The 23,589-nt window shown below is 55.6% G+C and carries 20 protein-coding genes, 1 tRNA gene and 2 pseudogenes; 8 read left to right on the top strand and 15 right to left on the bottom strand.

Features of this window, described 5'->3' with window-relative positions; genetic code table 11:
* Positions 1 to 8: 8 nt before the first annotated feature.
* Both hrpB and ACILP3_RS00175 read right to left on the bottom strand, forming a co-directional pair.
* Positions 9 to 2,462, bottom strand: a complete 2,454-nt coding sequence (gene hrpB / locus ACILP3_RS00170) for an ATP-dependent helicase HrpB (RefSeq protein WP_395614757.1) — start codon at positions 2,460 to 2,462, stop codon at positions 9 to 11.
* Between the two features lie 29 nt (positions 2,463 to 2,491).
* Positions 2,492 to 3,505: a polyprenyl synthetase family protein gene (locus ACILP3_RS00175; RefSeq protein WP_395614660.1), complete on the bottom strand. Its 1,014-nt coding sequence runs from the start codon at positions 3,503 to 3,505 to the stop codon at positions 2,492 to 2,494.
* A gap of 96 nt (positions 3,506 to 3,601) precedes the next feature.
* Here ACILP3_RS00175 and ACILP3_RS00180 point away from each other — a divergent pair, with 96 nt between their 5' ends.
* Complete coding sequence (locus ACILP3_RS00180; protein ID WP_295490303.1) at positions 3,602 to 3,889, top strand: chorismate mutase; 288 nt, start codon at positions 3,602 to 3,604, stop codon at positions 3,887 to 3,889.
* On the opposite strand, the gene ACILP3_RS00185 is transcribed toward ACILP3_RS00180, so the two are convergent.
* The 5 genes from ACILP3_RS00185 to ACILP3_RS00205 all read right to left on the bottom strand — a co-directional run bounded on the left by ACILP3_RS00185 (position 3,890) and on the right by ACILP3_RS00205 (position 8,063).
* Complete coding sequence (locus ACILP3_RS00185; RefSeq protein WP_395614758.1) at positions 3,890 to 5,200, bottom strand: sensor histidine kinase; 1,311 nt, start codon at positions 5,198 to 5,200, stop codon at positions 3,890 to 3,892.
* 83 nt (positions 5,201 to 5,283) lie between these two features.
* A complete protein-coding gene (locus ACILP3_RS00190; RefSeq protein ID WP_395614661.1) occupies positions 5,284 to 5,949 on the bottom strand; it encodes a response regulator transcription factor in 666 nt (221 codons plus the stop codon).
* A 72-nt stretch (positions 5,950 to 6,021) separates the two neighbouring features.
* Positions 6,022 to 6,321 (bottom strand): hypothetical protein, encoded by a 300-nt coding sequence (locus ACILP3_RS00195; protein ID WP_395614662.1) that lies wholly within the window; start codon positions 6,319 to 6,321, stop codon positions 6,022 to 6,024.
* 77 nt (positions 6,322 to 6,398) lie between these two features.
* Complete coding sequence (locus tag ACILP3_RS00200) at positions 6,399 to 7,115, bottom strand: SIMPL domain-containing protein (RefSeq protein ID WP_395614663.1); 717 nt, start codon at positions 7,113 to 7,115, stop codon at positions 6,399 to 6,401.
* Between the two features lie 27 nt (positions 7,116 to 7,142).
* Positions 7,143 to 8,063, bottom strand: a complete 921-nt coding sequence (locus tag ACILP3_RS00205; RefSeq protein ID WP_395614664.1) for a D-amino-acid transaminase — start codon at positions 8,061 to 8,063, stop codon at positions 7,143 to 7,145.
* Positions 8,064 to 8,210: 147 nt separating this feature from the next.
* On the opposite strand from ACILP3_RS00205, the gene ACILP3_RS00210 reads away from it, so the two are divergent.
* On the top strand, positions 8,211 to 10,013 hold the full coding sequence (locus ACILP3_RS00210) for an ABC-F family ATP-binding cassette domain-containing protein (protein ID WP_395614665.1): 1,803 nt from the start codon (positions 8,211 to 8,213) through the stop codon (positions 10,011 to 10,013).
* Here ACILP3_RS00210 and ACILP3_RS00215 read toward each other — a convergent pair.
* Entirely contained in the window at positions 10,010 to 10,507 is a 498-nt protein-coding gene (locus ACILP3_RS00215; RefSeq protein WP_395614666.1) for a DUF6456 domain-containing protein, read from the bottom strand. The two genes, ACILP3_RS00210 and ACILP3_RS00215, sit on opposite strands and share 4 nt — an antisense overlap.
* 88 nt (positions 10,508 to 10,595) lie before the next feature.
* On the opposite strand from ACILP3_RS00215, the gene ACILP3_RS00220 reads away from it, so the two are divergent.
* On the top strand, positions 10,596 to 11,159 hold the full coding sequence (locus ACILP3_RS00220; protein WP_395614667.1) for a helix-turn-helix domain-containing protein: 564 nt from the start codon (positions 10,596 to 10,598) through the stop codon (positions 11,157 to 11,159).
* Between the two features lie 3 nt (positions 11,160 to 11,162).
* On the opposite strand, the gene secF is transcribed toward ACILP3_RS00220, so the two are convergent.
* The 3 genes from secF to yajC form a co-directional block, all read right to left on the bottom strand.
* The gene (gene secF, locus ACILP3_RS00225; protein WP_395614668.1) at positions 11,163 to 12,152 is read right to left on the bottom strand and encodes a protein translocase subunit SecF; all 990 of its coding nucleotides are present in this window, start codon (positions 12,150 to 12,152) and stop codon (positions 11,163 to 11,165) included.
* Positions 12,153 to 12,162: 10 nt separating this feature from the next.
* Complete coding sequence (secD, locus tag ACILP3_RS00230; protein ID WP_395614669.1) at positions 12,163 to 13,761, bottom strand: protein translocase subunit SecD; 1,599 nt, start codon at positions 13,759 to 13,761, stop codon at positions 12,163 to 12,165.
* A gap of 68 nt (positions 13,762 to 13,829) precedes the next feature.
* A complete protein-coding gene (gene yajC / locus ACILP3_RS00235) occupies positions 13,830 to 14,156 on the bottom strand; it encodes a preprotein translocase subunit YajC (RefSeq protein WP_395614670.1) in 327 nt (108 codons plus the stop codon).
* Between the two features lie 179 nt (positions 14,157 to 14,335).
* Here yajC and ACILP3_RS00240 point away from each other — a divergent pair.
* The 4 genes and pseudogenes from ACILP3_RS00240 to ACILP3_RS00255 all read left to right on the top strand — a co-directional run bounded on the left by ACILP3_RS00240 (position 14,336) and on the right by ACILP3_RS00255 (position 15,823).
* Positions 14,336 to 14,412 (top strand) — tRNA-Pro (locus ACILP3_RS00240).
* Positions 14,413 to 14,534: 122 nt separating this feature from the next.
* Positions 14,535 to 15,080 (top strand): annotated as a pseudogene (locus tag ACILP3_RS00245) (glycoside hydrolase family 108 protein).
* 19 nt (positions 15,081 to 15,099) lie between these two features.
* Positions 15,100 to 15,512: pseudogene (locus ACILP3_RS00250) on the top strand (holin family protein).
* A 71-nt stretch (positions 15,513 to 15,583) separates the two neighbouring features.
* A complete protein-coding gene (locus ACILP3_RS00255; RefSeq protein WP_395614671.1) occupies positions 15,584 to 15,823 on the top strand; it encodes a hypothetical protein in 240 nt (79 codons plus the stop codon).
* Positions 15,824 to 15,961: 138 nt separating this feature from the next.
* Here the strand turns inward: ACILP3_RS00255 and ggt are convergent, their stop codons facing one another.
* The 4 genes from ggt to ACILP3_RS00275 form a co-directional block, all read right to left on the bottom strand.
* The gene (gene ggt, locus ACILP3_RS00260; RefSeq protein WP_395614672.1) at positions 15,962 to 17,713 is read right to left on the bottom strand and encodes a gamma-glutamyltransferase; all 1,752 of its coding nucleotides are present in this window, start codon (positions 17,711 to 17,713) and stop codon (positions 15,962 to 15,964) included.
* Positions 17,713 to 18,957 (bottom strand): FAD-dependent oxidoreductase, encoded by a 1,245-nt coding sequence (locus ACILP3_RS00265; RefSeq protein ID WP_395614673.1) that lies wholly within the window; start codon positions 18,955 to 18,957, stop codon positions 17,713 to 17,715. Before ACILP3_RS00265 ends, ggt begins: the two co-directional genes overlap by 1 nt.
* Before the next feature lie 112 nt (positions 18,958 to 19,069).
* Positions 19,070 to 19,951, bottom strand: a complete 882-nt coding sequence (locus ACILP3_RS00270) for a LysR family transcriptional regulator (RefSeq protein ID WP_395614674.1) — start codon at positions 19,949 to 19,951, stop codon at positions 19,070 to 19,072.
* A 59-nt stretch (positions 19,952 to 20,010) separates the two neighbouring features.
* On the bottom strand, positions 20,011 to 23,022 hold the full coding sequence (locus ACILP3_RS00275) for a TonB-dependent receptor domain-containing protein (protein WP_395614675.1): 3,012 nt from the start codon (positions 23,020 to 23,022) through the stop codon (positions 20,011 to 20,013).
* 207 nt (positions 23,023 to 23,229) lie between these two features.
* Between ACILP3_RS00275 and ACILP3_RS00280 the strand changes: the two genes are divergently transcribed.
* On the top strand, positions 23,230 to 23,583 hold the full coding sequence (locus ACILP3_RS00280; RefSeq protein ID WP_395614676.1) for a RidA family protein: 354 nt from the start codon (positions 23,230 to 23,232) through the stop codon (positions 23,581 to 23,583).
* Positions 23,584 to 23,589 lie beyond the last annotated feature (6 nt).

The following is a 23,589-nucleotide window of genomic DNA, read 5'->3' on the forward strand; positions in this document are numbered from 1 at the left end:
CTGAGTCGTCAAGCGTTGCGGGGCGTATCGCGCGCTTGTGCTTTTTTGGTCTTAAGGCTGGCGACACTTTCCCACGGCGCGTCGGGCCAGTTATGTTTGGGGTAACGACCGCGCATTTCTTTGGCCACGTCACGCCAGCTTCCACGCCAGAATTCCGGCAGGTTGCGCGTGGTCTGAATAGGACGGCCAGCAGGCGAGGTTAGGCTAAGAACGAGTGGTATGCGGTCAACGCCTACCAACGGGTGGGTATCAAGGCCGAACAAAGCCTGCACGCGCAATTCGACGGTTGGCCCAGCCTCGGCAGCGTAATCGATATCATGCGCGGTTCCGGCGGGGCTTTTGAAAGAAGCGGGCGCGATTTGGTCAATGCGCGTGCGCGCATCCCATCCGAGCATATTGTCCAGTGCTTGCGCCAAAGCCGATGGCGCAACATCACGCAGGCGGTTCACCTTAGCAAGCAGGGGCAGAAGCCATTGTTCCGCGCTGTGCGCCAAAGCATCGTCGCTAAGCGTCGCAATATCTGCGAACAGCGCGCGTTCCCGAAGCGCGCGGGCCGATGCCGACCAAGGCAAAATGTCGATTCCCATATCCTGCACAGCGGCCAACAAAGCGTTGGCAAGGGCCTCAGGATCGGGCTTTTCGACGCGTCCCTCGCTCAGCACAATCGCGCCAAGTCGCCGCTGCACGCGTGCCTCCACGCGGTCAGCATTTTTATCATAAGACAGGATTTCCTGACTGATGATGCGATGCGCAAATCGTCCCATGATTTCGGGCTCGGTCAGCGCCGCCGCTGACAATATCCGCGCGCCCGATGCCGCGCCTTGCACATCGGCAACGGCAAGCCATTCTGCGCTTGCGAGAGGCGATGCAGCGTCCAGCTGAAGCCCGCGACCCATTGCGCTGATCCATTTCTCGCCCTTGGCATCGCGACGCTTCGCAATGCGTTCAGGAAATGCTGTGGCGATCAATCCGCCGATGCTTAAAGGGTCGACATCGGCTTTACCGCTGCACAACCGCGCAATGCGCTCCGCCAACTTGCGTGCGGCTTCTGCCTTTGGCCCACGTTCCCGCACAAAGCGTTCATAGCGGGCGTCAATGTCCTCACTTTGCCCGCCCAGGCCGCGCTCTTGCAATAAAATCGCCAACATCGCCGCGTCCTGCGCTTGCCCATTATGGGCGGCGGTCACAACCATATGCGCAAGGTTCGGCGGCAAGGGAAGGTTGGCAAGCGTGGTTCCGTGCGCTGTGATGCGGCCTTGCGGATCCAGCGCGTCAACCGACAAAAGTAATTTGTGCGCTTGCTGCACGGCGGCGGCGGGCGGCGGGTCAAGCCAACGGAGCTTTGCAGGGTCGTTCTCGCCCCAACGCGCACAATCGAGCAACAAGGGTGCAAGGTCGCTCTCCAGAATCTCCGGCGGGTCGAATGGCGGCAGGCCACCGTTGCCTGCCTCCTCCCACAACCGATAGGCAATCCCAGCCTGTTGCCGCGCGGCACGCCCAGCGCGCTGGGTTGCAGCAGACAGGCTTGCCCGCTCTGTTACCAACCGCGTGACACCAGCCGCCTGATCAAAGCGCGCGCGCCGTGCAAGGCCGCTATCGACCACGACCCGCACCCCGTCGATGGTCAGGCTGGTCTCGGCAATGTTTGTGGCAAAAATGACCTTGCGGCGGCCATGCGCGTCGCGGCGAACCGCAAGCCGCTGGTCCGCTGGGTCAATCTGCCCATGCAGCCTGTGGACCACGATATCTGGACCGCACTCACCCAAAGCGTCAAAGGCACGGTCAATCTCGCGCACGCCGGGCAGAAACGCCAATATATCGCCCTGCTGCTCCGATAGCGCCTGACGTAATATGCGCACAATGTCGGTTTCAATCGGCAGTTCGGTCCTGCGACCGACATAAAGATATTCCAAAGGCCATATTTTGCCTTCGCTTTCCAGTACCGGTGCATTGCCCATCAAGGTTGAAAAACGCGCACCATCCAAAGTCGCCGACATTGCCAGCAAGCGCAGATCAGGACGGAAAGCGGCCTGCGCCTCCAACGCCAGCGCGAGCCCGAAATCGCTATCGATGCTGCGTTCATGGACTTCGTCAAATAGCACAGCTGATACGCTTGATAGCTCAGGATCACTGATAATCCGATTGCGGAAAATACCCTCAGTCATCACCAATATGCGGGTATCCGGGCCATGTTTACTATCGAGCCGTGTCGCGTATCCAACCCGTCCGCCGACCGTTTCACCTAAATTTTCGGCGATACGTTCCGCCGCCATGCGCGCGGCCAAGCGGCGTGGTGACAGCAATAGGATTTGGCCAGTGCAATAAGCCTCATCCAATAAAGCAGGCGCAACCATAGTGGTTTTGCCAGCGCCCGGCGGGGCGATAAGAACAGCGTTGGGAGCAGCGCGCATCGATGCCAGCAAATCGGGCATAACCGCCATGACAGGCAATGCTTCGGTCATCTTAAGCGCGGACGGCACCGCTGCGTCCGTCAATATGCGCGGGCTATTGCGAATTCCACTGCCTCAGTCAGCGCAGATTTGGCTTCGCCTGCAGGGAAATGCGCAATCGCATCAATCGCGCGCTGACCATAATGCCGCGCCCGATCCAATGTGTCGTCAATGGCACGATGCGCACGCAACAATTGGCGGGCATGGGCCAAATCGGCGTCGCTTACCCGGTTACCCAGCATCGCTTCGCGCCAAAATTTCTGCTCTTCGGCGTTCCCACGGCAATGCGCGAGAATGACGGGTAGTGTAACCTTGCCATCGCGGAAATCGTCGCCGCTGTCCTTGCCCATGGTCGCGCCGTCGGAGACATAGTCGATCGCATCGTCAACAAGCTGGAACGCAATACCAAGATTGCGGCCAAAGGCATCCAGCGCCATTTCCTGCGCCTCTCCGCTTTCGGCGACAACCGCAGATATCCGGCACGCCGCAGCAAACAAAGCTGCCGTTTTCGAACCAATGATGTCGAGATATTTTTCTTCCGTCGTCGAAATCTGCCGCTGCGCAGTCAACTGGTTGACCTCGCCTTCCGCAATCACCGCCGATGCGTTCGACAGGATTTTAAGAACCTTCAGCGAACCATCCTCGACCATCAGTTCAAACGACCGGCTGAACAGAAAATCGCCGACCAGCACAGCCGCTGGGTTCCCGAAAATGAGGTTCGCCGCAGTTTTGCCACGTCGCATATCGCTGCCGTCGACAACATCATCATGCAGCAAGGTCGCGGTGTGAATAAACTCCACGGCTGCGGCCAATTTGTGATGACGATTGCCAGGATAATCGAGCAACTGCGCGCAGGCCAGGGTAAGCATTGGCCGCATACGTTTGCCACCGCCGGCAATTAAATGGCCTGCCAGTTCGGGAATAAGCGGAATTTCGGACTGCATGCGATCCAGAATGACCGCATTGACCTTATTCATGCCCAAAGCGACCAATTTCAAAATTGGGTCGAGCGATGGCGCCTGATGTCCGCCGATTTTGTGGATAGTTGCCGTCATAATCTGATCGCTGTGACGCGCGCAGCGTGGATAGGCAAGTGCAAATGGCGTATTTTCCCTTGTCCGTTGCGGTCAATATCGGCACAGATGGCGTCAATGAACGACGCAGACACCCTCGCCCGCTTTCGCGACAGTATCGATAACATCGATGCTGCCCTCGTTTTCATGCTCGCCGAGCGGTTCAAGATAACGCAGGCCGTGGGTGAGTTTAAGGCAAAGTCATCGTTGCCACCCGCAGACCCCGCACGCGAAGAGCGGCAGATAGAGCGGCTTCGGCAATTGGCACATGACGCCAAGCTTGACCCTGATTTCACCGAGAAATTCTTGCGGTTCATCATTGATGAAGTCATCCGCCATCATCAGCAAATTCGCGACGGAAGTTAATCAGCTTGTCGCTTTTGGTAAGCGTAGTCTGACCAAAAGTCCGCCCAGCTCCTCGCTTTCTTCTAACGCGACAGTCCCGCCATAAATTTCGACAACGTCGCGGACGATCGCGAGACCAAGGCCCGTACCAGGCTTGCCAGTATCCAGCCGTGCACCGCGATCAAACAACCGCTCGCGCTCGCTTTCTGGGATGCCTTTGCCATCATCCTCGATTATTATTTCCACAAATTCGCCTGCATCCCCGACCGTCACAAACACACTGCCGCCCCCATATTTGGCCGCGTTTTCGATCAGGTTACCGAGCATTTCATCCAGATCCTGCCGTTCCACCCGTGCGACAATTGCCTTGTCTCCGGCCATATCGAGTCGGACATGCGCATAGAGACGGCCAACGGCACGTTCCACCGATTCTAAGCTGCCCCAGACCAACGCGCGGCTGTGGCTATGGCCTCGGCGGCCAACGGCGCGGGCGCGGGCCAGATGATGATCCACCTGACGCCGCATCGTTGTGGCTTCGCGGATGACCGTTTCCGATATATCAGGGGCTTGCGCGGTCGCGCTATTCATGATGACCGTTAACGGCGTCTTGAGCGCGTGCGCAAGGTTACCGGCATGACGGCGCGATTCTTCGGCTTGCTGCTCATTATGGTCGAGCAGGGCGTTTAACTCATTCACCATCGGCATCACCTCATCGGGTAAGGCATCGGTCACTCGGCTTTCCTGACCGCTGCGCATTTGCGCAATCGCCATGCGCACCGCGCGCAGCGGCCACAGACCATAAAATGTCTGTAATGCCGCCAAAATGATAAGGCCAAGCGCTAACAGAAAGAAGCTTGTCACCAATACAGAGCGCAGTTCCTGAATCTGCGCATCAAGACTATCGCGGCTCTGCGCCACCATGAATGTCCAAGCAACATCGGAGTCCGGAAGCTTTATCGAGCGCTCTGCGATGCGCAGTGGCTCGTCAGGAAATTCATCACTGTTCCGAAAATGCACAGCCTGATCTTTATGACGAACCGGCGGTCTAAGCGCGCGGTCCCATAGCGAGCGAGAGGGAAATGGCATCGCGTCTTTGCCCGTGATCTGCCAGTAAAGGCCGCTGTTCGGTTCCAGAAAACGTTGGTCGCCCAACGGCCTGTTCATCCGGATTTCCCCGTCAGGGCCGATTTCTGCAGAAGCAATCATCGCGGTCAGAACATATTCGATCTGAGTATCAAAATTCTGTTCAACCGAATTGGTCAACACGCGGTCCAGCGCAGCGCCCCCGCCGATGAGCAAAATCGTAATCCACGCAGCTGCCGTCAGGATCATCCGGCGGGTAAGCGATCCCGTGCTTTGGAATTGACTGCGCCAGGTCGGCGGCTTTGGTACGGACATAATGGCGACTGGCGGATTCAGTTGACGGGTTCCTCAAGACTGTAGCCAAGGCCCCTGATTGTCGAAATCACGTCCTGTCCCAGTTTCTTGCGGATGCGAGTCACGAAAACCTCAATAGTGTTAGAATCACGGTCGAAATCCTGATCATAAATATGTTCGATGAGTTCCGTCCGCGACACAACCTTGCCCTTATGGTGCATCAGGTAAGACAGCAATTTATACTCTTGCGCCGTCAGCTTCACGGGCTGACCATCGAGCGTCACACGGCCCGAACGCGTATCCAACCGGACATCACCGACATTCAGCTCGCTCGACGCATTGCCAGATGCACGGCGGATCAGCGCGCGCAATCGTGCAATCAATTCTTCGGTCTGGAACGGCTTGGCGAGATAATCATCGGCGCCTGCATCAAGGCCAGCGACCTTATCTGACCAGCTGTCCCGAGCCGTCAGCACCAGCACTGGGAATTTCCTGCCTTCCTTACGCCAGCGGTCAAGAACGGTCAGCCCGTCAATTTCCGGCAACCCAAGGTCAAGGATGACAGCGTCATAATTTTCGGTGAAACCCATATAATGGCCATCCTCACCATCAACCGAGAGGTCAACGGCATAGCCAGCGCCTTCAAGCGTTGACTTGAGCTGCTTACCCAAATTGGGCTCGTCTTCTACGATCAAGATGCGCATGCCATTCCCTTAGTTTGTCATAAATTGTAACGCGCTGAGGCTAGCAGATTTGGGTGCCGCCACAAAATTCTATCACCGTTGCCGCAGCACACTTCCTGTCCGCCCATCCACGTCGACGAAGATAACGCGGTCGCGGTCGATGAACTTCAAACGGTAAACTTGTGCGGCAGGGTCATATTCTGGGCCCAGATACTGCATCCCGCGCATGCGTGGGACAATATTTGCCTCGATCTCGCGTAGGGGCTTGACCTTGCCAGCCCGCATATCCTGACGCGCCTCATTCTGCTCCCCCCGGAGTGGATCGGCGGTTACGGGGCTAAGCAAGGCGATGCTTGAGAGCATAGAGGCAAGAACAAGTCGGTGTAACATCATCGCCCCCTAAGCGTGCGGCATTGAACGCAAAGTGAATGGCGCGCTTACGCCGCGCGTCGTGTGACGTCCAAAACCCATTATTTTACCATTTCAAATGTGAAGGACATGCTTGCCCCGACGCTAAGTTCGCCAGGCGAAATGGGTATGGATTTCTCCATGTCGTTCATCGATGTACGCACGGCCATAGCCATTGGGGCAAAACGCCCTTGATTGTCCGTTTCTTCGACGCGTAGCACACGGACATCATTATACCCTGCTTTGCGCGCCAAGCTCCGCGCACGAGCCATGGCCGAGGCCCACACCTTATCGCGCGCGGCTTCCCGAAAATTGCTGTCGTCATCAATGCCGAACATTGGTCCGCTGAAATTTGTCGCACCATCGACCGCGAGCGCATCAAGAAACGCGCCAAGCTTTTTCAGGTCGCGTAGCTTGGCATTGACCATGTTCGATGCCTGATAGCCCTTAAAAATCTGCTGCCCGTCGCGATAGTCAAATTGCTGGTTCAAATTGATTTGTGTTGTTTGGATATCACGATCCGCAATGCCAAGCGTCTTAAGCCGCGCAACTACAGATGCCATTTGCACATTATTGGCGCGGACCGCCGCGCTTGCCGTTGGCGCCATTGTTTGAACGCCCGTCGAAAATGTAGCGATGTCAGGCGGGGTTTCGATCGTTTCTGAGATCGTCAGGTCGATGACCGGATTGGCGGTGGTAACATGCACCTCCGTCGCCATCGCGCCACTGGCCATCATCCCGCTCATCGCCAACATCGCTGCCCACATCAATTTTCGCATATCAAACTCCCGTTCAAAGCTAACCGTTTAGATCGCTGTTCGGCGCGCCCAATCGATATAGGCATGGCGAAGCTGAACGGTTGCCGAACCGGGTTGGCCATTGCCAATGAGTTGCCCATTAATCTTTACGACGGGCATCACAAAGCCTGAGGCGGATGACATAAAGGCTTCGGCGGCTTGTTCCGCCTCATGAATGGAAAAAGGCCGCTCTTCTATATGTTGTGCCACAAGCGGAAGCACCGATGCGCGGGTAATGCCGTGTAAGATTTCGCAGGTTAACGGGTGTGTGACTAAAACGCCCTCATGCGTAATGATATGCGCGTTTTGCGCGCTGCCTTCGGTAATCCAGCCATTGCGCTCCATCCATGCATCGTCCGCGCCGCGCGCAATCGCTTCGTTTTTCATCATGGAAGCATACAGCAATTGCGTTGTTTTGATGTCCGCCCTACCCCAACGCAAATCAGGCATCGTTATCACCCGAATGCCGCGTTGTGCCAAAGGGTTATCCGCAAGCGTGCGCGATTGCGTAAAGGCAAGCACCGTCGGCAGCGTATCGGCGGACGGAAACACAAAGTCGCGGTCTTCAGGCGCGCCGCGTGTCACTTGCCAATAGATCATGCCTTCTTCGAGGTTGTTGCGAGCAACAAGTTCGCGGCAGATGGCGAGCCAGTCGTCTGCGCCTGGCGCGCCTTTTATGCCGATTTCTGCAAGCGAGCGGACAAGGCGTTGCACATGGCCGTCGAAATCTACAAGTTTGCCGTCGAGTACGGAGACAACCTCATAAACAGCGTCCGAAAACAGGAAGCCTCGGTCGAATATCGAGACTTTTCCTTCGGTTTCGGGGGTGTAGTTTCCGTTGAGATAGATAGTGCGCATAAAAGGGCTTTGCTTGAAGCTTCCGCCATCGTCAACATCCACATTGTCATTCCCGCGAACGCGGGAACCCATGAACCGACGCTCACCGCCTACCACAGGTGTATTGTCGGGGGCATTGAGGCCAGGCCGTGGATTCCCGCCTTCGCGGGAATGACAAAGTGTGCTGAATAGACAATCTGGCTTGCCCCTGCCGGTGCTACCCCCTATCCGCCAGCCCATATGTCGCAACCTCCTATCTTCGCTTTCGAAAATCTCGCGCTCCAGCAAGGTGGCGGCTGGCTGTTTCAGGATATTGATTTGTTCATCGGCGCGCGCGACCGGCTGGCGCTGATCGGCCGCAATGGGGCGGGCAAAACGACGCTGATGAAGCTGGTGGCCGGAACGGTCGAAGCTGACAAGGGTAACCGCGTCATCGTGCCCGGCACCAACATTGTGATGTTAGATCAAGACCCCGACGTCAGTGCATTTAACAGGCTCGTCGATTTTGCCATTCATGGTGAAAAAGGCCCACCCGAATATGCGGTGCGCGCGATTGCTGACCAATTGGGCATTAATTTGGACCGCGAGGCAAAGACCGCAAGCGGCGGAGAAAAGCGCCGCGCCGCAATTTGCCGCGCGCTGGCAAGCGAGCCTGACCTGCTGCTGCTGGATGAGCCGACCAACCATCTTGACCTTGCCGCGATTGAATGGCTGGAGGAATGGCTGACGCGCTATCGCGGCGCATTCATGGTGATCAGCCATGACCGGACGTTTCTGACGCGGTTGACGCGGCAGACATTCTGGCTGGATCGCGGCCTGCTGCGCCGCAATGAAATCGGCTTTGGCGGTTATGACGCTTGGACCGAACGGGTCTTTGCCGAAGATGCGCGCAATGCAGACCGTTTGGATGCCAAGTTGAAGATTGAGGCGCATTGGCTAGAACGCGGTGTCACTGCGCGGCGTAAGCGTAACCAGGGTCGATTGGCCAAGCTATGGGAAATGCGCGCCGCGCGGGCCGCGATGATTGGCCCGCAAGGGACCGCCAAGCTCGCTGCTGCAAGCGACGATAGCAAAACCAAAACGGTCATCAGCGCGCAGAATGTTGGCAAAAGCTTTGGCGATCGGACGATTATCAAGGATTTCACGCTGCGCATTCAACGCGGCGACCGCATCGGCATTGTCGGCGCAAATGGCACGGGCAAAACAACGCTTATCCGTATGCTGACGGGCGAGACCGAACCCGATACGGGCAGCATCACGCTGTCGCCGACGCTCACGGGCATCGTCATTGACCAGCAACGCAAATTGCTGACGCCCGAAAAGCGCGTGCGCGATGTGTTGGCCGATGGCAGCGACTGGATCGATGTGCGCGGCGTGCGCAAGCATGTGCAGGGTTATCTTAAGGAATTCCTGTTCGACCCTGCGTTGATTGAGGCGCGGATCGGCTCCTTATCCGGTGGTGAGCAATCGCGCATTTTGCTCGCCCGAGAATTTGCCCGGGAGGCCAATTTGCTGGTGTTGGATGAGCCCACCAATGATTTGGACCTCGAAACGCTGGACCTGCTGCAAGAGGTTATTGCCGATTATGACGGTACGGTTTTGATTGTCAGCCATGACCGCGACTTTCTCGACCGGACGGTCAATTTGACGCTAGGTTTGGACGGATCAGGCCATGTCGATATTATCGCCGGTGGATATGCTGATTGGGAAGAAAAACGCGACAAGCGGGACAAGCCCACCGCCAAGAAGGCCGAAAAAACCGTTTCGACGGAGCCTAATAATGCGGCCCCATCAGCGCCAAAAAAGGTCAAGCTGACCTATAAGGATCAGCGCGACTATGACCTCCTGCCACAGCGCATCACAGACATAGATGCCGAGATTGCGGCGGCGGAAAAAGAAATGAGTGACCCAGCTTTGTACACGCAAAAGCCGGCGCGCTTTTCCGAACTGACCACCAAGACCGAAAGCCTGCGCGCCGAAAAGGATGCAGCCGAAGAACGTTGGCTCGAACTGGCCATGATGGTCGAAGATTCCACATCCTAGAATGGAATGCGGTAAAAGACCGCAAGCCGATCTAGCGCGATTTTGAGCACGAGCTTTCCCGACCGCACAGGCCACGACATCTCGCGCTCTCCAGCGGGCACACTTTCCCCAACGCAAATGACACGCCACGCAATATCCGACAAATCGGGGCCAAGCGCGGTCAGCGCGCCGTCAAAGCGGCTTTTGGCCTGAATCATCCGTTCCGTTCGGTTCAGCCCCGATGGTACGCCGCGTTTCTGGCGGCTACGCGGAATATTCTCCCACGACATAGCGACATGCGGCCCAAGGGCGGCAGGTTCATAATCGCCGCGCAATGTCTCGCCTGCCAACATTTGTCGGTTCGACAAATGGCCGCGCGCATGCAGCCACGACAGCGGCGATTCCGACAGGTTAATCGTAACGCTGCGCTGGGTGGCATGAATTTCTGCCACTGGGTGTTCGACCAGCATACGTGGATCGTGAAATTTTCGGTTCGAATGGGATTTGGCGGGCATCGATAATCTCCTTTGGCTCTTCGAATCATCCTTGCCATGTGGTAAATATTGTAGGAAAGAAAAAACCTATTTGGTAATGGAGTACTCCATGCAAAGTCGAATTCGCGATGTTCGAAGGGCCAAGGGCCTGACACTTGCCGATGTGGCAGAACGCTGTACGCCCCCAACAACGGCACAAACCATCGGCCGCCTTGAAACGGGTATGCGCGTGCTTTCACTCATCTGGATTAACCGCATTGCGGATGCTTTGGGCGTAGATTCCAGCGATCTCGTCGCTCTGCCTGACCAACAATTTCTGCCTGTCGCCGCGGTGCTGCATGAGGACGGAACTTATGCGCCAACGCAGGAGGAGCGCATCATGGTGCCCAATGTCAGCGGCAGGATGGTCGGGCTTAGGATTGCGGCACCGATGGGCGAATATCGACGCGGCGATGAATTATGGCTGGAGCAGCTACAGGCGGAGGATTTTGCCTCTGCGCTGAATTTGGATGTCCTTGTGCCACGACCGGGCGGACGGTTCATCTTTGGCCGCTTGCTTGGCCGCGATGCCGGAAAGCTTCACCTTCTGCCGCTGGAGGCGGGCGCACGTCAGCAGGTTGTGGCCGACCCAGCCTGGATCGCCAAAGCCGTTCGGCTCGTCCGCACGTTATAACGGTTAAGGCTGCGCGCCGAAGTCCTCGCCTATCCGCTCCGCCTTGGAACCCATCACTTCGTCGGTCGGGACGAAGCTATGTGATCCAACCTTGAGCCAAATCAGAATCGGCGCTGCCTGATAGATGGACGAATAGGTTCCGACGACGATTCCAAATGCCATTGCCATGCTGAAGCCAAAGATGACGTCGGGTCCAAACAGCACCAAAACGATCAGCGGCAGGGAAATCGACACGCTGGTCATCACCGTACGGGACAAGGTTTCATTGACCGACAGGTTCAACAGCGAGGCCATTTCCATTTTTCGGAACTTCATCAGGTTTTCGCGGATACGGTCGTAGATCACGACGGTATCGTTCAAGGAATAGCCGATGATGGTCAGCAACGCGGCAATGATGTTCAGGTCAAACTCCCACCCCGTAAGCGCAAATAGCCCGAAGGTAAGCGTTACGTCATGGACCAAAGACCAGATCGCCCCGACACCAAACTGCCATTCGAAACGGAACCAGATATAAATCGAAACCCCGGCCATGGCGGCTAGAAGAGCCAATATCCCTTTGCCGAACAATTCCTCCGAAACCTTGCCGGACACGGAGTCAACCCCGTCAATCCGCACATCGGGATGACCAGCCTTCAAACTGCTGGTGATTTTCTCCGTCATCGCATTCGCAAGTTCGGGGTTTTTGTCCGCGCCTTCAGGCAATTTCATGCGGATCGAAACCTGATTTTCCGCACCGAAACGCTGAATTGTCGGATCACCATAACCAAGGCTGCCCACCGTCTCGCGCAGTTCGGTCACGGGCGCCGTGGCGCTTTGCGTGAATGTCGCGCGGATCATTTGGCCGCCAATGAAATCAACGCCGAAGTTCAGGCCCTTGGTCGCGACCAAGCCCACCGATGCCGCCATCAACACTAGACTGATCGCAAAGGCCCATACGCGCCATTTAAGAAAATCTATATTTGTGTCATCACGAACGAGTTTGAGCAGTTTCATGGCAATATCCTCAAATCGTCAATTCAGTGGGCCGCGTGCGCTTCACCCAGAGCGACACCCACATGCGGGTGATGGTCACGGCGGTGAAAACCGAGGTCACAATCCCGATCATAAGGACCACCGCAAATCCGCGAATGGGTCCCGAACCGAAAATGAAGAGCAAAACCGCCGCGATGACGTTGGTGCTGTTTGCGTCGAAAATCGCGCGGCTCGCTTCTTTGTAACCAAACTCAATGGCCTGCACCACACGGCGCCCACGTTTCAGTTCTTCGCGAATGCGTTCGTTGATCAGCACGTTCGCGTCAACCGCCGCACCAATCGTCAGAACAAAACCCGCAATCCCTGGCAAGGTCAATGTCGCATTGGCAAAGGACATGACGCCCAAAATCATCAACACGTTGATGACCAAAGCCACATTGGCATACATGCCAAAACGGCCATAAACGAGGAACATCAGCACCAGAATGGCGGTTGTACCAATGACCGCAGCTAACACGCCACGACGGATGGAGTCAGCGCCAAGGTCGGGACCAACCGAACGTTCCTCCACGATTGTCAAATCCACCGGCAATGCACCAGAGCGCAATGAGATCGATAACGCATTGGCGCTTTCGGTCGTGAAGCTGCCGGATATCTGGGATACGCCACCGAAAATCGGCTCCCGAATTTGCGGTGCGGAGATGACCTGGCCGTCGAGCACAATCGCGAACAATTTGTTCACATTTTGCTGAGTCATCCGAGCAAATCTTTGTCCACCTTCGGAATCAAACTGGATGGTGACAGCAGGCTCATTGGTCTGCTGGTCAAATGTCGGGTCGGCCTTGACCAACTTATCGCCGGATATGCCGCCCAGGCGGCGCACCGCGATGTACGGCAGACCAGTGGGGTTGTCGGGATAAGGCAGAACTTGGCTACCAACGCGGGCCTTGCCCTGCGCGGTTTGGTCGGGATCGGCTTGTTCATCGACCAACTTGAATTCAAGCTTGGCCGTCTTACCAATCAACGCCTTCAGCGCCTCTGGATCATCCAATCCAGGAACCTGAACGACGATGCGGTTATCACCCTGACGAATGATTGTCGGCTCCAACGTGCCGAGCGCGTTAATCCGGCGGTCAATGACGTCCTTGGCTGTGTCCATCGCTTGGTCCAGCGCGTTTTCGTCGCCAGAGCTTGCTGGTGACAGAATAATTCGGTTGCCGTTATTTACGCCGATATTCCAATCCCGCGTCCCCATAGTATTGCTGATCAACGGCAAGATCACTTCCCGCGCAGCATCCACCTTGGATATGTCGCTGACGTTAAAGCTGAGTTCGCCGTTAGCGCGTGAGACATCCGCAATCGCAATTTGTGGATTGGCACGGCGCATCGCGGTGCGGACGCTGTCCTCCAAAGCTTCGAGCCGGGCCTCTGATAGTTGCGACGTGTCCGCCTCCAACAAGATATGACTACCGCCGGCAAGATCGAGACCCAGATTAATCGTGGGTGTGGGCACAAATTGCGCAAGCTGCGCGCGCATCGACGTTGGCAGCAGGCTCGGAATGGCAAAGGCCACCCCCACTACAAGCACGGTGTTGAGCATCCATATGCGCCAACGTGGAAAATCAAGCATAGATGGGTTCCGAACGAACTATGAAGGCAATATCTGGGGCGGGCGGCAAAGCCGTTCAACCCCGACGGTTAATCATTCGCAGCTTTGGCATTGCGCGGCTGCACATTGGCGATGGTTGACTTGACCGCTTTCACCCGCACATTTGGCGCAATTTCAACTTCAACATAGTCGTCAGCAACCTTAGTCACTTTGCCCATTAGGCCACCAGCGGTGACGACGTCGTCATTCTTTTGTACCGCAGCGATTTTTGCCTCATGCGCCTTCGCCCGTTTTTGTTGGGGACGGATGAGGAAGAAATAAAATACAACAAAGATCAGCAGGAGCGGAAACAACTGCACGAAAAAGGCAGAACTACCGGCACCACCGGCAGCAGCGCTCAAGATAACAAACTCCATGGAAGACCTCACATTCATTAAAGGGAGCGCCAACGTACAGCGCCGCCTGGGACCAATCGGGCGCGATTATCACCTGCACCCTGCAGACGCAACGTCAAAGCGTCGACAGCGCGCTTGCTTTTCCAAAACCACCACCATATACGCGCGCTTCCACTGGCCTCAGCGAGGTCATTGGCGGTCGGGACGTAGCGCAGCCTGGTAGCGCATCACACTGGGGGTGTGGGGGTCGCAGGTTCGAATCCTGTCGTCCCGACCAATTTTCCAACAAAAATGAAAGCTCAACGACGCGCAGACGCGCTCAGTTCGTATATTCGGCACATTTTACTTTCCTACATAAACCTATTTGGTTATTTTATGCGCGAAAGTGAGGATATGCCGATGCGGAACAATATTGACGAATTGATTGACGGCCTGATTGCACGCGAGGGCGGTTTTGTAGATCATCCCGCCGACAAAGGCCGGCCAACGCGCTGGAGCATCACGCAATCAGTCGCCCGTCGACATGGCTATATGGGACAGATGGAAAACTTGCCGCGCAACGTGGCAGCGTTGAATTAAAAAAAGCAATATTGGCGCAGGCCTGCCTTCGATAAAGTGTCACAAATCCTGCCGATATTGGTAGAGGAGCTATTTGACACTGGCGTCAACATGGGCACCAGCACAGCAATCGGGTTTTTGCAACGCGCGCTGAACGCACTGAATCGCAATGGCGCAGATTATCCAGACATAGCCGTAGATCGGACAATCGGCACGGACACTTTGCACGCGCTGGAGGCATTTTTGACAAAATGTGGGCCATCGGCGGAGGGCGTTCTGACCAAGGCAATCGATCCGTTGCAAGGCGCGTATTATGTCCGCTTGGCCGAAGCACGCCCCGCGCAAGAGGCGTTTCTATATGGCTGGCGAACAAGCCGTATTGGTTAATATTAGATAGGAGCATGCCATGTCACTCATTGAAGGTATCATTGGGCCGATTGCCGGCCTGATCGACAAATCATTCCCAACCCGAAAGCGCGGGATGCGGCGAAACTGGAACTGATCAAGCTGCAAGGCAGTCAGGAAATGGAAGCATTGCGCACCGATTTGTCCGCCGTCTTGGCGGAGGCGCAATCCGCCGATCCGTGGACAAGCCGCGCATGGGCCAGTTTTCTATATGTCATATATGCTATGCTGTTGAGGGCAATCACGATGGGGTTGATTGCCGCCGTGCAGCCAGAGGCCGCGGGCAATATTGCGCTTCGCATGAACGCATATCTGAACGGCCTGCCAGAGCCTTTATATGCGTTGTTTGGCACTGGCTATCTCGGTTACCCCGTCGCCCGCCAATGGGGTATTTCACGCGGGCTTGAAAAATAGTTGTCTAAAGCCAGCAACATCCGTTACCCTCTTACTCCCGTGAGGGATTATAGGGACTTAGGAGAACCAAGATGAAGAAATTAGTCGCAACTGTTGCTGCTCTTGCCTTTGCAGCATCGCTTACCGCATGTGGCGAAGCCGGTGAAAAGGCTGCTGAAGAAACCGCCGAAGCCGCCGACGCAACTGGCGAAGCTATGGAAGCTGGCGCCGAAAATGCAATGACTGCCACCGAAGATGCAGCCGACGCAACTGCCGAAGCTGGCGCTGCTGTTGAAGAAGCTGGCAAAGACATGCAGAAGGCCGCCGAATAATCGGCACGGATTCTGTATAGAATGTAAGCCCGCCCTGCCTTTGCGCAGCGGCGGGCTTTTTCATGTCGGTATATTGGTCCCTGCTGTCATCTCGTTTTGCGCAAACCGTTGTGCACATCGCCCGCTGCATTTGTCCCGTCAGCGCGGTTGCCGCCGTTCGGGCGGAATTGCCTGCGCACCGGGACGTCGAGGGTCTGCAGCGCCTAAGAAAAGACCGTTGTCGATCATGATGGATTGGGCGCTACCCATTGTTTCGTCGGAGGTGATGGTGTGGCCCATGGATTTCAGGATATTGACCGTATCGGGATTGAAATTTGGCTCAACCCGCAACTTATCGCTAGTGTCCTGATAGATACGCGGCTGATGGGTGGCCTCTTCAACATTGAGGTTAAAATCAACGACGTTGACGATCACTTGCATGACCGTATTGATGATCGTGCTCCCCCCGGGCGTTCCGGTGACGAGCCAAGGCTTGCCATTTTTCATGACAATTGTCGGCATCATCGTCGAAAGCATCCGTTTACCCGGTGCCATCGCATTGGGCGGTGGTGGCAAGCCTTCCCGCAGCGCTTTGGCAGCCTGTGCGTGTGAGAAGTTATTCATCTGATTGTTGAGCAGCACGCCCGTTCCGGCGATCATCACGCCCGAACCGAAATCGGCGCCCAAAGTGTAGGTCGTTGACACCACATTTCCCTGCGCGTCAGCCACAGAGTAATGGGTGGTAGACGGGCTTTCAAATTTGAACGGGTCGCCCACGCCCATTTGCGCGACGGGTTTGGCCTTTTCTGGATCGATACGTTCAGCGCGTGTGCGCGCATAAGCTTTTGAAATGAAACCTTGGACCGGCGCGGTTACGAAATCGGTATCTCCCAATAGGACGTATCGATCAGAATATCCCAACTTCATAGCCTCGGCCATGATGTGCAGAGACTTGGCCGAACCAGCGCCGTTCTGTTTCAGGTCAAAATTTTCAACGATGTTCAGCATATTGAGCAACGTTGCGCCGCCTGCACTTGCCGGTGGAGCGGTGACAACATCAAGCCCACGATAGGTTCCACGCAATGGCTTGCGCTCAATCGCGCGATAGGCGGCCAAATCTTCGGTGGTAATCAATCCGCCATTGGCTTTCATGTCGGCGGCAAAACGGGCTGCAACGGGGCCCTTGTAAAAACCATCTGCCCCGCGTTTCGCGATGTGGGTCAGTGTCCATGCAAGATCAGGCTGTTTCAGCCTTTCCCCTGCACGATATAGCGTGCCGTCGGGCTTATAATAAGCCGCTTTGGCGGCTGCGCTGGTCGACAAGCGTTCCTTGCCCCAACCAAAAACAAAAGCTTCGTCCGGGGTCAGGATCACGCCGTCGCGGGCAAGTGCGATTGCAGGCGCAACGACGTCTGACCAACGCAGTTTACCGTATTTTTTATGCGCCATATACAGGCCGGCAACCGTTCCGGGCACCGATGGCGCGAGATAACCGCGACTGGCGATTTGGGATTCCTGCCCCTGATTATCCACAAACATCGCGAGGGTCGCGGCCTTTGGAGCGACCGAACGGAAATCGAAAAAGACCTGCTCTCCGCTCTTGGCATCATGCACCAGCATGAAGCCATCGCCACCGATATTCCCCGCCCGCGGGAGCGTGACAGCCAAGGCAAAGCCAATGGCGACAGATGCGTCAACGGCATTACCGCCGCGGCGTAATATGTCCGCACCTACCTCTGACGCCATTGCATTTTGCGACACCACCATGCCTTGTTCGCCAACGACGGGTGAATGGATGCTGGGATATTCGAGCAGCTGCTTTTTCTGCGCAACGACTGGAGATGCCGCAAACGCGAATATAGACAGCAATAAAATGCCCGCACGTGACCCTTTTCCGATAATCTTCACCATCACACTCTCCCCAGCAATTGCGCAGCCCGTTCGGCCGATCCCATCGCATATGTCCAACCCAACATGCCATGCCCTATGTTGATTGTAACCCTTGGCGCAAGCTTCCTGATAATGGGAAGTGCGTTGGCCGTCATGGGGCGGATACCCGCCCAGCCATTATATGATCCCGCATAATCAGCAGCGCGTGGCAGAACGTCAGACGCAGCGGACACCAAACTCGCAAGTTGGCGTGGGTCAACCGCTATATCCCGCGCGCCCAATTCGGCGATCCCGGCAACACGTATCATGCCGTTCAGCGGGCAGAAGACGATTTTTCTGGAGACATCGGTGATGCTCATTATCGGCGATACTTGGCCGGGTGCGGCAGTAAAGGAATAGCCCTTCATCGGCATCAACGACGTACCAAGACCATGTTTTTTCAGTAAATTCGTGGCATCTATTCCCGTGCAAATCATCAGCTGATCGGCTGTGATTGCTTCGCCGGTCTTTGTGAAAACCACGGCCATGTCCTTGTCCGCTTTCCAGCGTGCAACGTCTGTCGCCATGCGCACTTGCACACCATATGCCGTGACCAATTGCGATAGCAAAGCATTACAGAATTTGTGCGGGTCGCCTAGTTCCTCCTGCGGCGAGTAAATAGCGCCAACAAAGCGGCCTGCGCGTTCCGCAAGAGCCCCTTCTTTGTTGACCGCTTCTTGTGGTGTCAAAATCTCCTGCACGGCGCCATGGCTTTGCCTTAGGGACACCATATCGCAGGCCGATTTAAATGCCGCAGCATCGTCATAGACCAACATCTTGCCCGCAGACTGATGTCCGAATTCGAGTTCATGTTTTTGCAGCAGGGCACGCATTGCCAATTGCGATTCCAGGCCCAATTGCAAACCTTCGAGACTGTTTTCCAGGAACCGTTGGCGCGTGCAATTGCGGATGAAGCGCATGAACCATGCAATCTGACTTGGGTCTAAGCTCGGTCTCAGGCGAAAGGCAGGATCGAGGCCCAATGCCAGAAAGGGCAGTCTTTTGAGCAAGCTGTTGCTCGCCAAGGCATCGGTGTAAATATAGCTGAGTTGTGCACCATTTGCGAAAGAAGCCCCGCTCCCGGCAATCTCGGCCCGATCGATGATCGTTACTGCAACACCACGTATGGCCAGAGCATAGGCCGTGGCTACACCCACCACGCCTGCACCCAAGACAATCGCGCTGCGGGGCAGCAAGGCATCATCAGAATCTTTGCGCCTGTTCATCCGGCCTAGCTAAAGATGCGTCGGACAAGAGCAAGCTTCATTGACGAACAAAAATACATCCCTACCATAACTTTGGGTTAAGTATTTTAATGCCGCTGCACGGGCGCGCACATTATGGCTGCAATGCCTGTTTCACCTCGGCGACAAATTGAAGCCCTAATCTGGAGGGTGGCCTATCCTCCAGCCAGATTGCATGGACCCCAAACTGCATTTCGGGCGAAATGGCGAGTGCTTCCAAGCCATCGCTCACCATGGATCGTGCTGTGAATTGATCAACGATCGCGATGCCCGATCCGAAACGCACCAATGCTGCTGCGATATAATAAGTGCTCACCGAGATGATCTTGCGCACATCAACCTGCGCTTTGTCCAAAGTGGCTTCCACAAGATCGCCAATGGGACCACTGCCGTTGACGCTAATCATGTCTAGGCCGCTCAATTCGCTGATTTTCAGGGTCGTTTCCCCGGGTGGAAACTGGCCCGGTCGGCAGATCAGATACAGGCGCGCTGTCGAAAGCTTTTCCAGTCTCAGTCGGGGGTGCTCCGGCGGATCATAGCCTATAGAAAGGTCGCATTCGCGTTCATACAACGCACGCGATATATCGTGATGGTGTAGGGTTTTGATGTCGAAGGTGACGTTGGGATATTTGGCGCGGAAGGCCGCTATGGCGCTTGGCGCCACTTCCAATCCCAACGATGGCGCTACACCGATCCGCAAATGGCCCGTGCCGGTGTTGCGTAAATTGTTCGCGGTGACCTGCAACGAGGAGATGCGGCTAAAGACCTCATCCACTTCACGGAACAATGCGTGCGCCTCGTCGGTCGGAACCAAGCGTCCGCGCACCAGATTGAACAGGCTGATACCAAGCTGCGATTCGGTGTGCCGTAATACTTTGCTGACCGCTGGCTGCGACACATTCAAGCCGCGCGCAGCCGCGCTGATTGAACCGTTTGCATAAACGGCGTGAAAAACTTCAATCTGCCTCAGTCTCATTGGGGCAAGTTAGCGGCGCATTTGCTGCGCCGCTACCTGCAAAGCGGTTTTCCGCTTTATCAAAACTCTTTCGACAGTTCGAAATAGACGAACCGGCCGACAGCGTCGTGCAGTGACCCAAGGAAACCATAGTTGGTCGATGCAAGCGGTGGTTGCTTATCGAACACGTTACGCGCGCCTACGCGGAACCGTGTGCCCGAAAGTGCACCCTGATCTTTACCCGCGCGATATTGTACATAAGTGTTGACCGTGGTGACGCTGTCTAACTTGAAAAACTGGTCGTTCACCTTGATCGTGCCCGTGTCGAAAACCGAACCTACATAATTCACCAAGACGCCTGCACTTACGGGGCCTGATTTCCAAGTCAGGTTTCCGCTCATGCGCCACTCGGGATTGCCGTTGACCTGGATCTGGCTTCCGGCCTGCGTAATCGTCACACCGGACCCCAATTTGCCCGCTGCGTTTGCAGCAATCAGTTGCGCCTGCAATTCCGATGCGGATTGTTCATATGTCAGCAGTTTTGATGCGTTGAGGTCGATGTTAAAACTGCCCAACAATGTGTTACGCACATCATAGCTGACACCGAAATCCAGACCTTCCAATTTGCGCAGTCCAAGGTTGAAATAATCATCCTTCACATAATCGATAGTCCCGATCACTTGCGTGCCCACCGGCGCCAGACGCACGACATTCGGGTTACTACGCCCGCCGAGCCGTTCGAGAAGGTCGAACAAAATCTGGTTTTGCGCGCCTTGGAGGCCAATTACGCCTTTCGAACGCAGCGACCAATAATCCACGGTGAAAGTGAGGTTATTGAAAGGCTGTATAATGATACCCGCCGACAAGGTTTCGCCATTTTCAGGTGTCAGGTTCTGATTGCCTGAGCGAATTTCAAGCGTGCTAATACCGCTACAGGCTGTCGCTGGATTCAAGCGGCAAGCGGCAAAGTCGGTGCGCGTATTTGCGACCTGTGTTCCGGCGCTGTAAAATTGCGCGAGATTTGGTGCGCGAAAATTCTGTGACCATGCAGAGCGGAGTTTGATGCCGTCTATCACGGTCCATGCGCCCGCAACCTTGGTCTTGAACACATTCCCAAAGTCCGAATAATGCTCATCGCGTGCCGCAAGTTGCAGGTCAATCGATTGGACCAATGGTATGTCCATATCTTCGGAAATCACAGGGACGGCGAGTTCGGCATAAGCCGACACAACCGTACGGCGCGCCTTTACATCAGGCGCGGGGCTGGCGCCCATGATGTCGGTGCCATAACGGATGCCGGAAACGCTATCTGTGTAGGTCGTGGTGCCGTCCAAACGGTTATCGCGGTTATCCGAATAAGTTTCGCGCCGCGCTTCAATACCGCTGGCAAAACCGACGCCGCCGGCGGGAAGGCTAAAGATATCGCTGTTGGAAATCCGGAAATCCAATGTGCCAAGCGATGTCTTGCTGATGCGATGCACATCGACCAAGAACGACTGCACCGTGGCCGCATTGTTGGGGGTGCCATCGCCAACTGAATAATCAGGCTGGCTTCCGCCGTTAAAGGGGTTGTAGGCATCAGGCGTTGACCGTGCGAGCGCCGCTTGAAATAGCGAATTGCTGACGGCATTTTTTGTATTATCGTCGGTGCGTGCCCAAGAATAAGATGCCGCAGAATCCCATTTAAAATTGCCCCACTCTCCGCGTACGCCGATGAGCGAGCGAATGCTGTCATCGGTTACGACAAAGGTACGTGGGCCTGTATCCACTGGACGATAATTTGTGATGCGCAACGCAAGTCCAGTCGTTGGTACGCCGACAAGGCCGGGCAAACGATTGGGGTTGGCAACGCCGTTGAACGTCGTTGGGCCAAAGGGATTGTAATAATTGGTGGTGGGGATCGTGATAACTGCGCTGGAAATCGGCGCGGATTGTTCACGCTGACCTTTCAGCTTGGCATTATAATAGCCCAATTCGCCAAACAGTTCGACCGAACCGATTTCCTGACGGAAGGTACTGAAAAGATTGATACGGTCAAGACCGCCGCGAATGGTGCGATCAGGGTTCTCGTCGTAGCGCAGAACGCGGCTGGTCGCCCCTGTGATGCCTCCGCTTCGCAGACAGAGATTTCCGTTGAAGACGGCACTTGAACAGCCAGCCGCAGTGTTTGCTATCGGCTCGATGTGAAAAACGCCCGAAGTCGTCAATGTCGGAGACGTGGCCGATGTTCCTTGACGGATCGTTGGCGCCGGAACGGTCGTAAATGCACCCCAAGGTGATGAGGTAGAACGGTTGTCGAATCCAGTGTCGGCCTCCCAAGGCGTCCCGACCAGCTTAGGCATATGGTTTTCACTTGCCGCAAATGGACGTTCGCTTGCGAATAAAGGCGTCCGCTTTGTATAGCTGCCAAACAATGTGAAGCGCCCGCCGGACTTGGTTTTGAAACCAGCCTTAATCGCGCCAGTTTTCTCATTCGTGCCGTCAGCAGAGCCGTAACGCGTGTCAAAACGCAAGCCTTCATATCTATCGTCCGTGACAACGTTGACCACACCGGCCACGGCGTCCGCGCCATAAACGGCGGCGGCACCGTCACGCAAAACTTCGATCCGGCGCGTTGCACCAACCGGAAGCGAGTTGGTATTGGCCGTCTGTACCGGAACAAAATTCTCCGTCTGCGTGCCCGGGGTCAAGATCATGCGGCGCCCGTTTACCAAAACCAAAGTGTTGCCGGTGCCGACACTGCGCAAATTGATTGAGGCATTGTCGCCGCGTGCATCGTTAAGGTTGCCGGTCGTCCGGGCCTCTTGGAACTGAACATCACCAGCCTGCGGGATCGACCGGAATAGGTCATCACCGGAAACGCTTCCCGTGGCAGCGATACGGTCTTCGTTGAGGACGGAGACCGGCAGAGTTTCGGCAATTTTCGAGCCTTCGATGCGGCTGCCGACAACGACGATCGCTTCTTTCGTTTCGGATTCTGCTTCGGGCTGGCCGGGTTGATCGGATTGGCCCGCAGATTGTGCGAACAATGGCGCGGAGACGAAAATGGAACAGCCGATCAATAAACCGGCGCGCATTGAATTTTTGGACACTGTGAATTGCCTCCCTTGACCGCCCCTGCGCGGTGTGTGAATTTCCACACGAATTGCACCAATTGCCAGCATTGACAAGCCATAGTCATTACAAATTTGTGACCAATCCATTCCGCAGGGTTATGGATTAATCACAAGTTATTTATGGGAAGATGCGCACCGAACGGCATATGCTGACCCATCGCCCTTATCGCTGGAGTATTTAAAATGGCAAGCAAACCACCCCTTTCGCCTGTGCGTTTCGCCGGATCGACGGTATATATTTCAGGGCAGCTGCCGCGTGGACAAGATGGCAAAATTATCACCGGAGATATGCAGGACCAAACGCGGCAAGCCTTGGCGAACCTTAAGGCCATCCTGCAATCCGAAGATCTGCAGTTATCCGATGTGGTAAAGGTGACCGCTTGGATCACGGATGCCGATTATATGGCTGATTTTAATTCCGTATATCGCGAATATTTTGCAGAACCATATCCCACGCGTTCAACAATTGTGTCGGCGTTGGTTGTTCCGGATGCAATGGTGGAGATAGAAGCTATTGCCTACAGGGACAACAAATAAGGACTC

It is taken from the genome of Sphingorhabdus sp. (assembly GCF_044239665.1).
In the GTDB taxonomy this organism is placed as follows: domain Bacteria; phylum Pseudomonadota; class Alphaproteobacteria; order Sphingomonadales; family Sphingomonadaceae; genus Sphingorhabdus_B.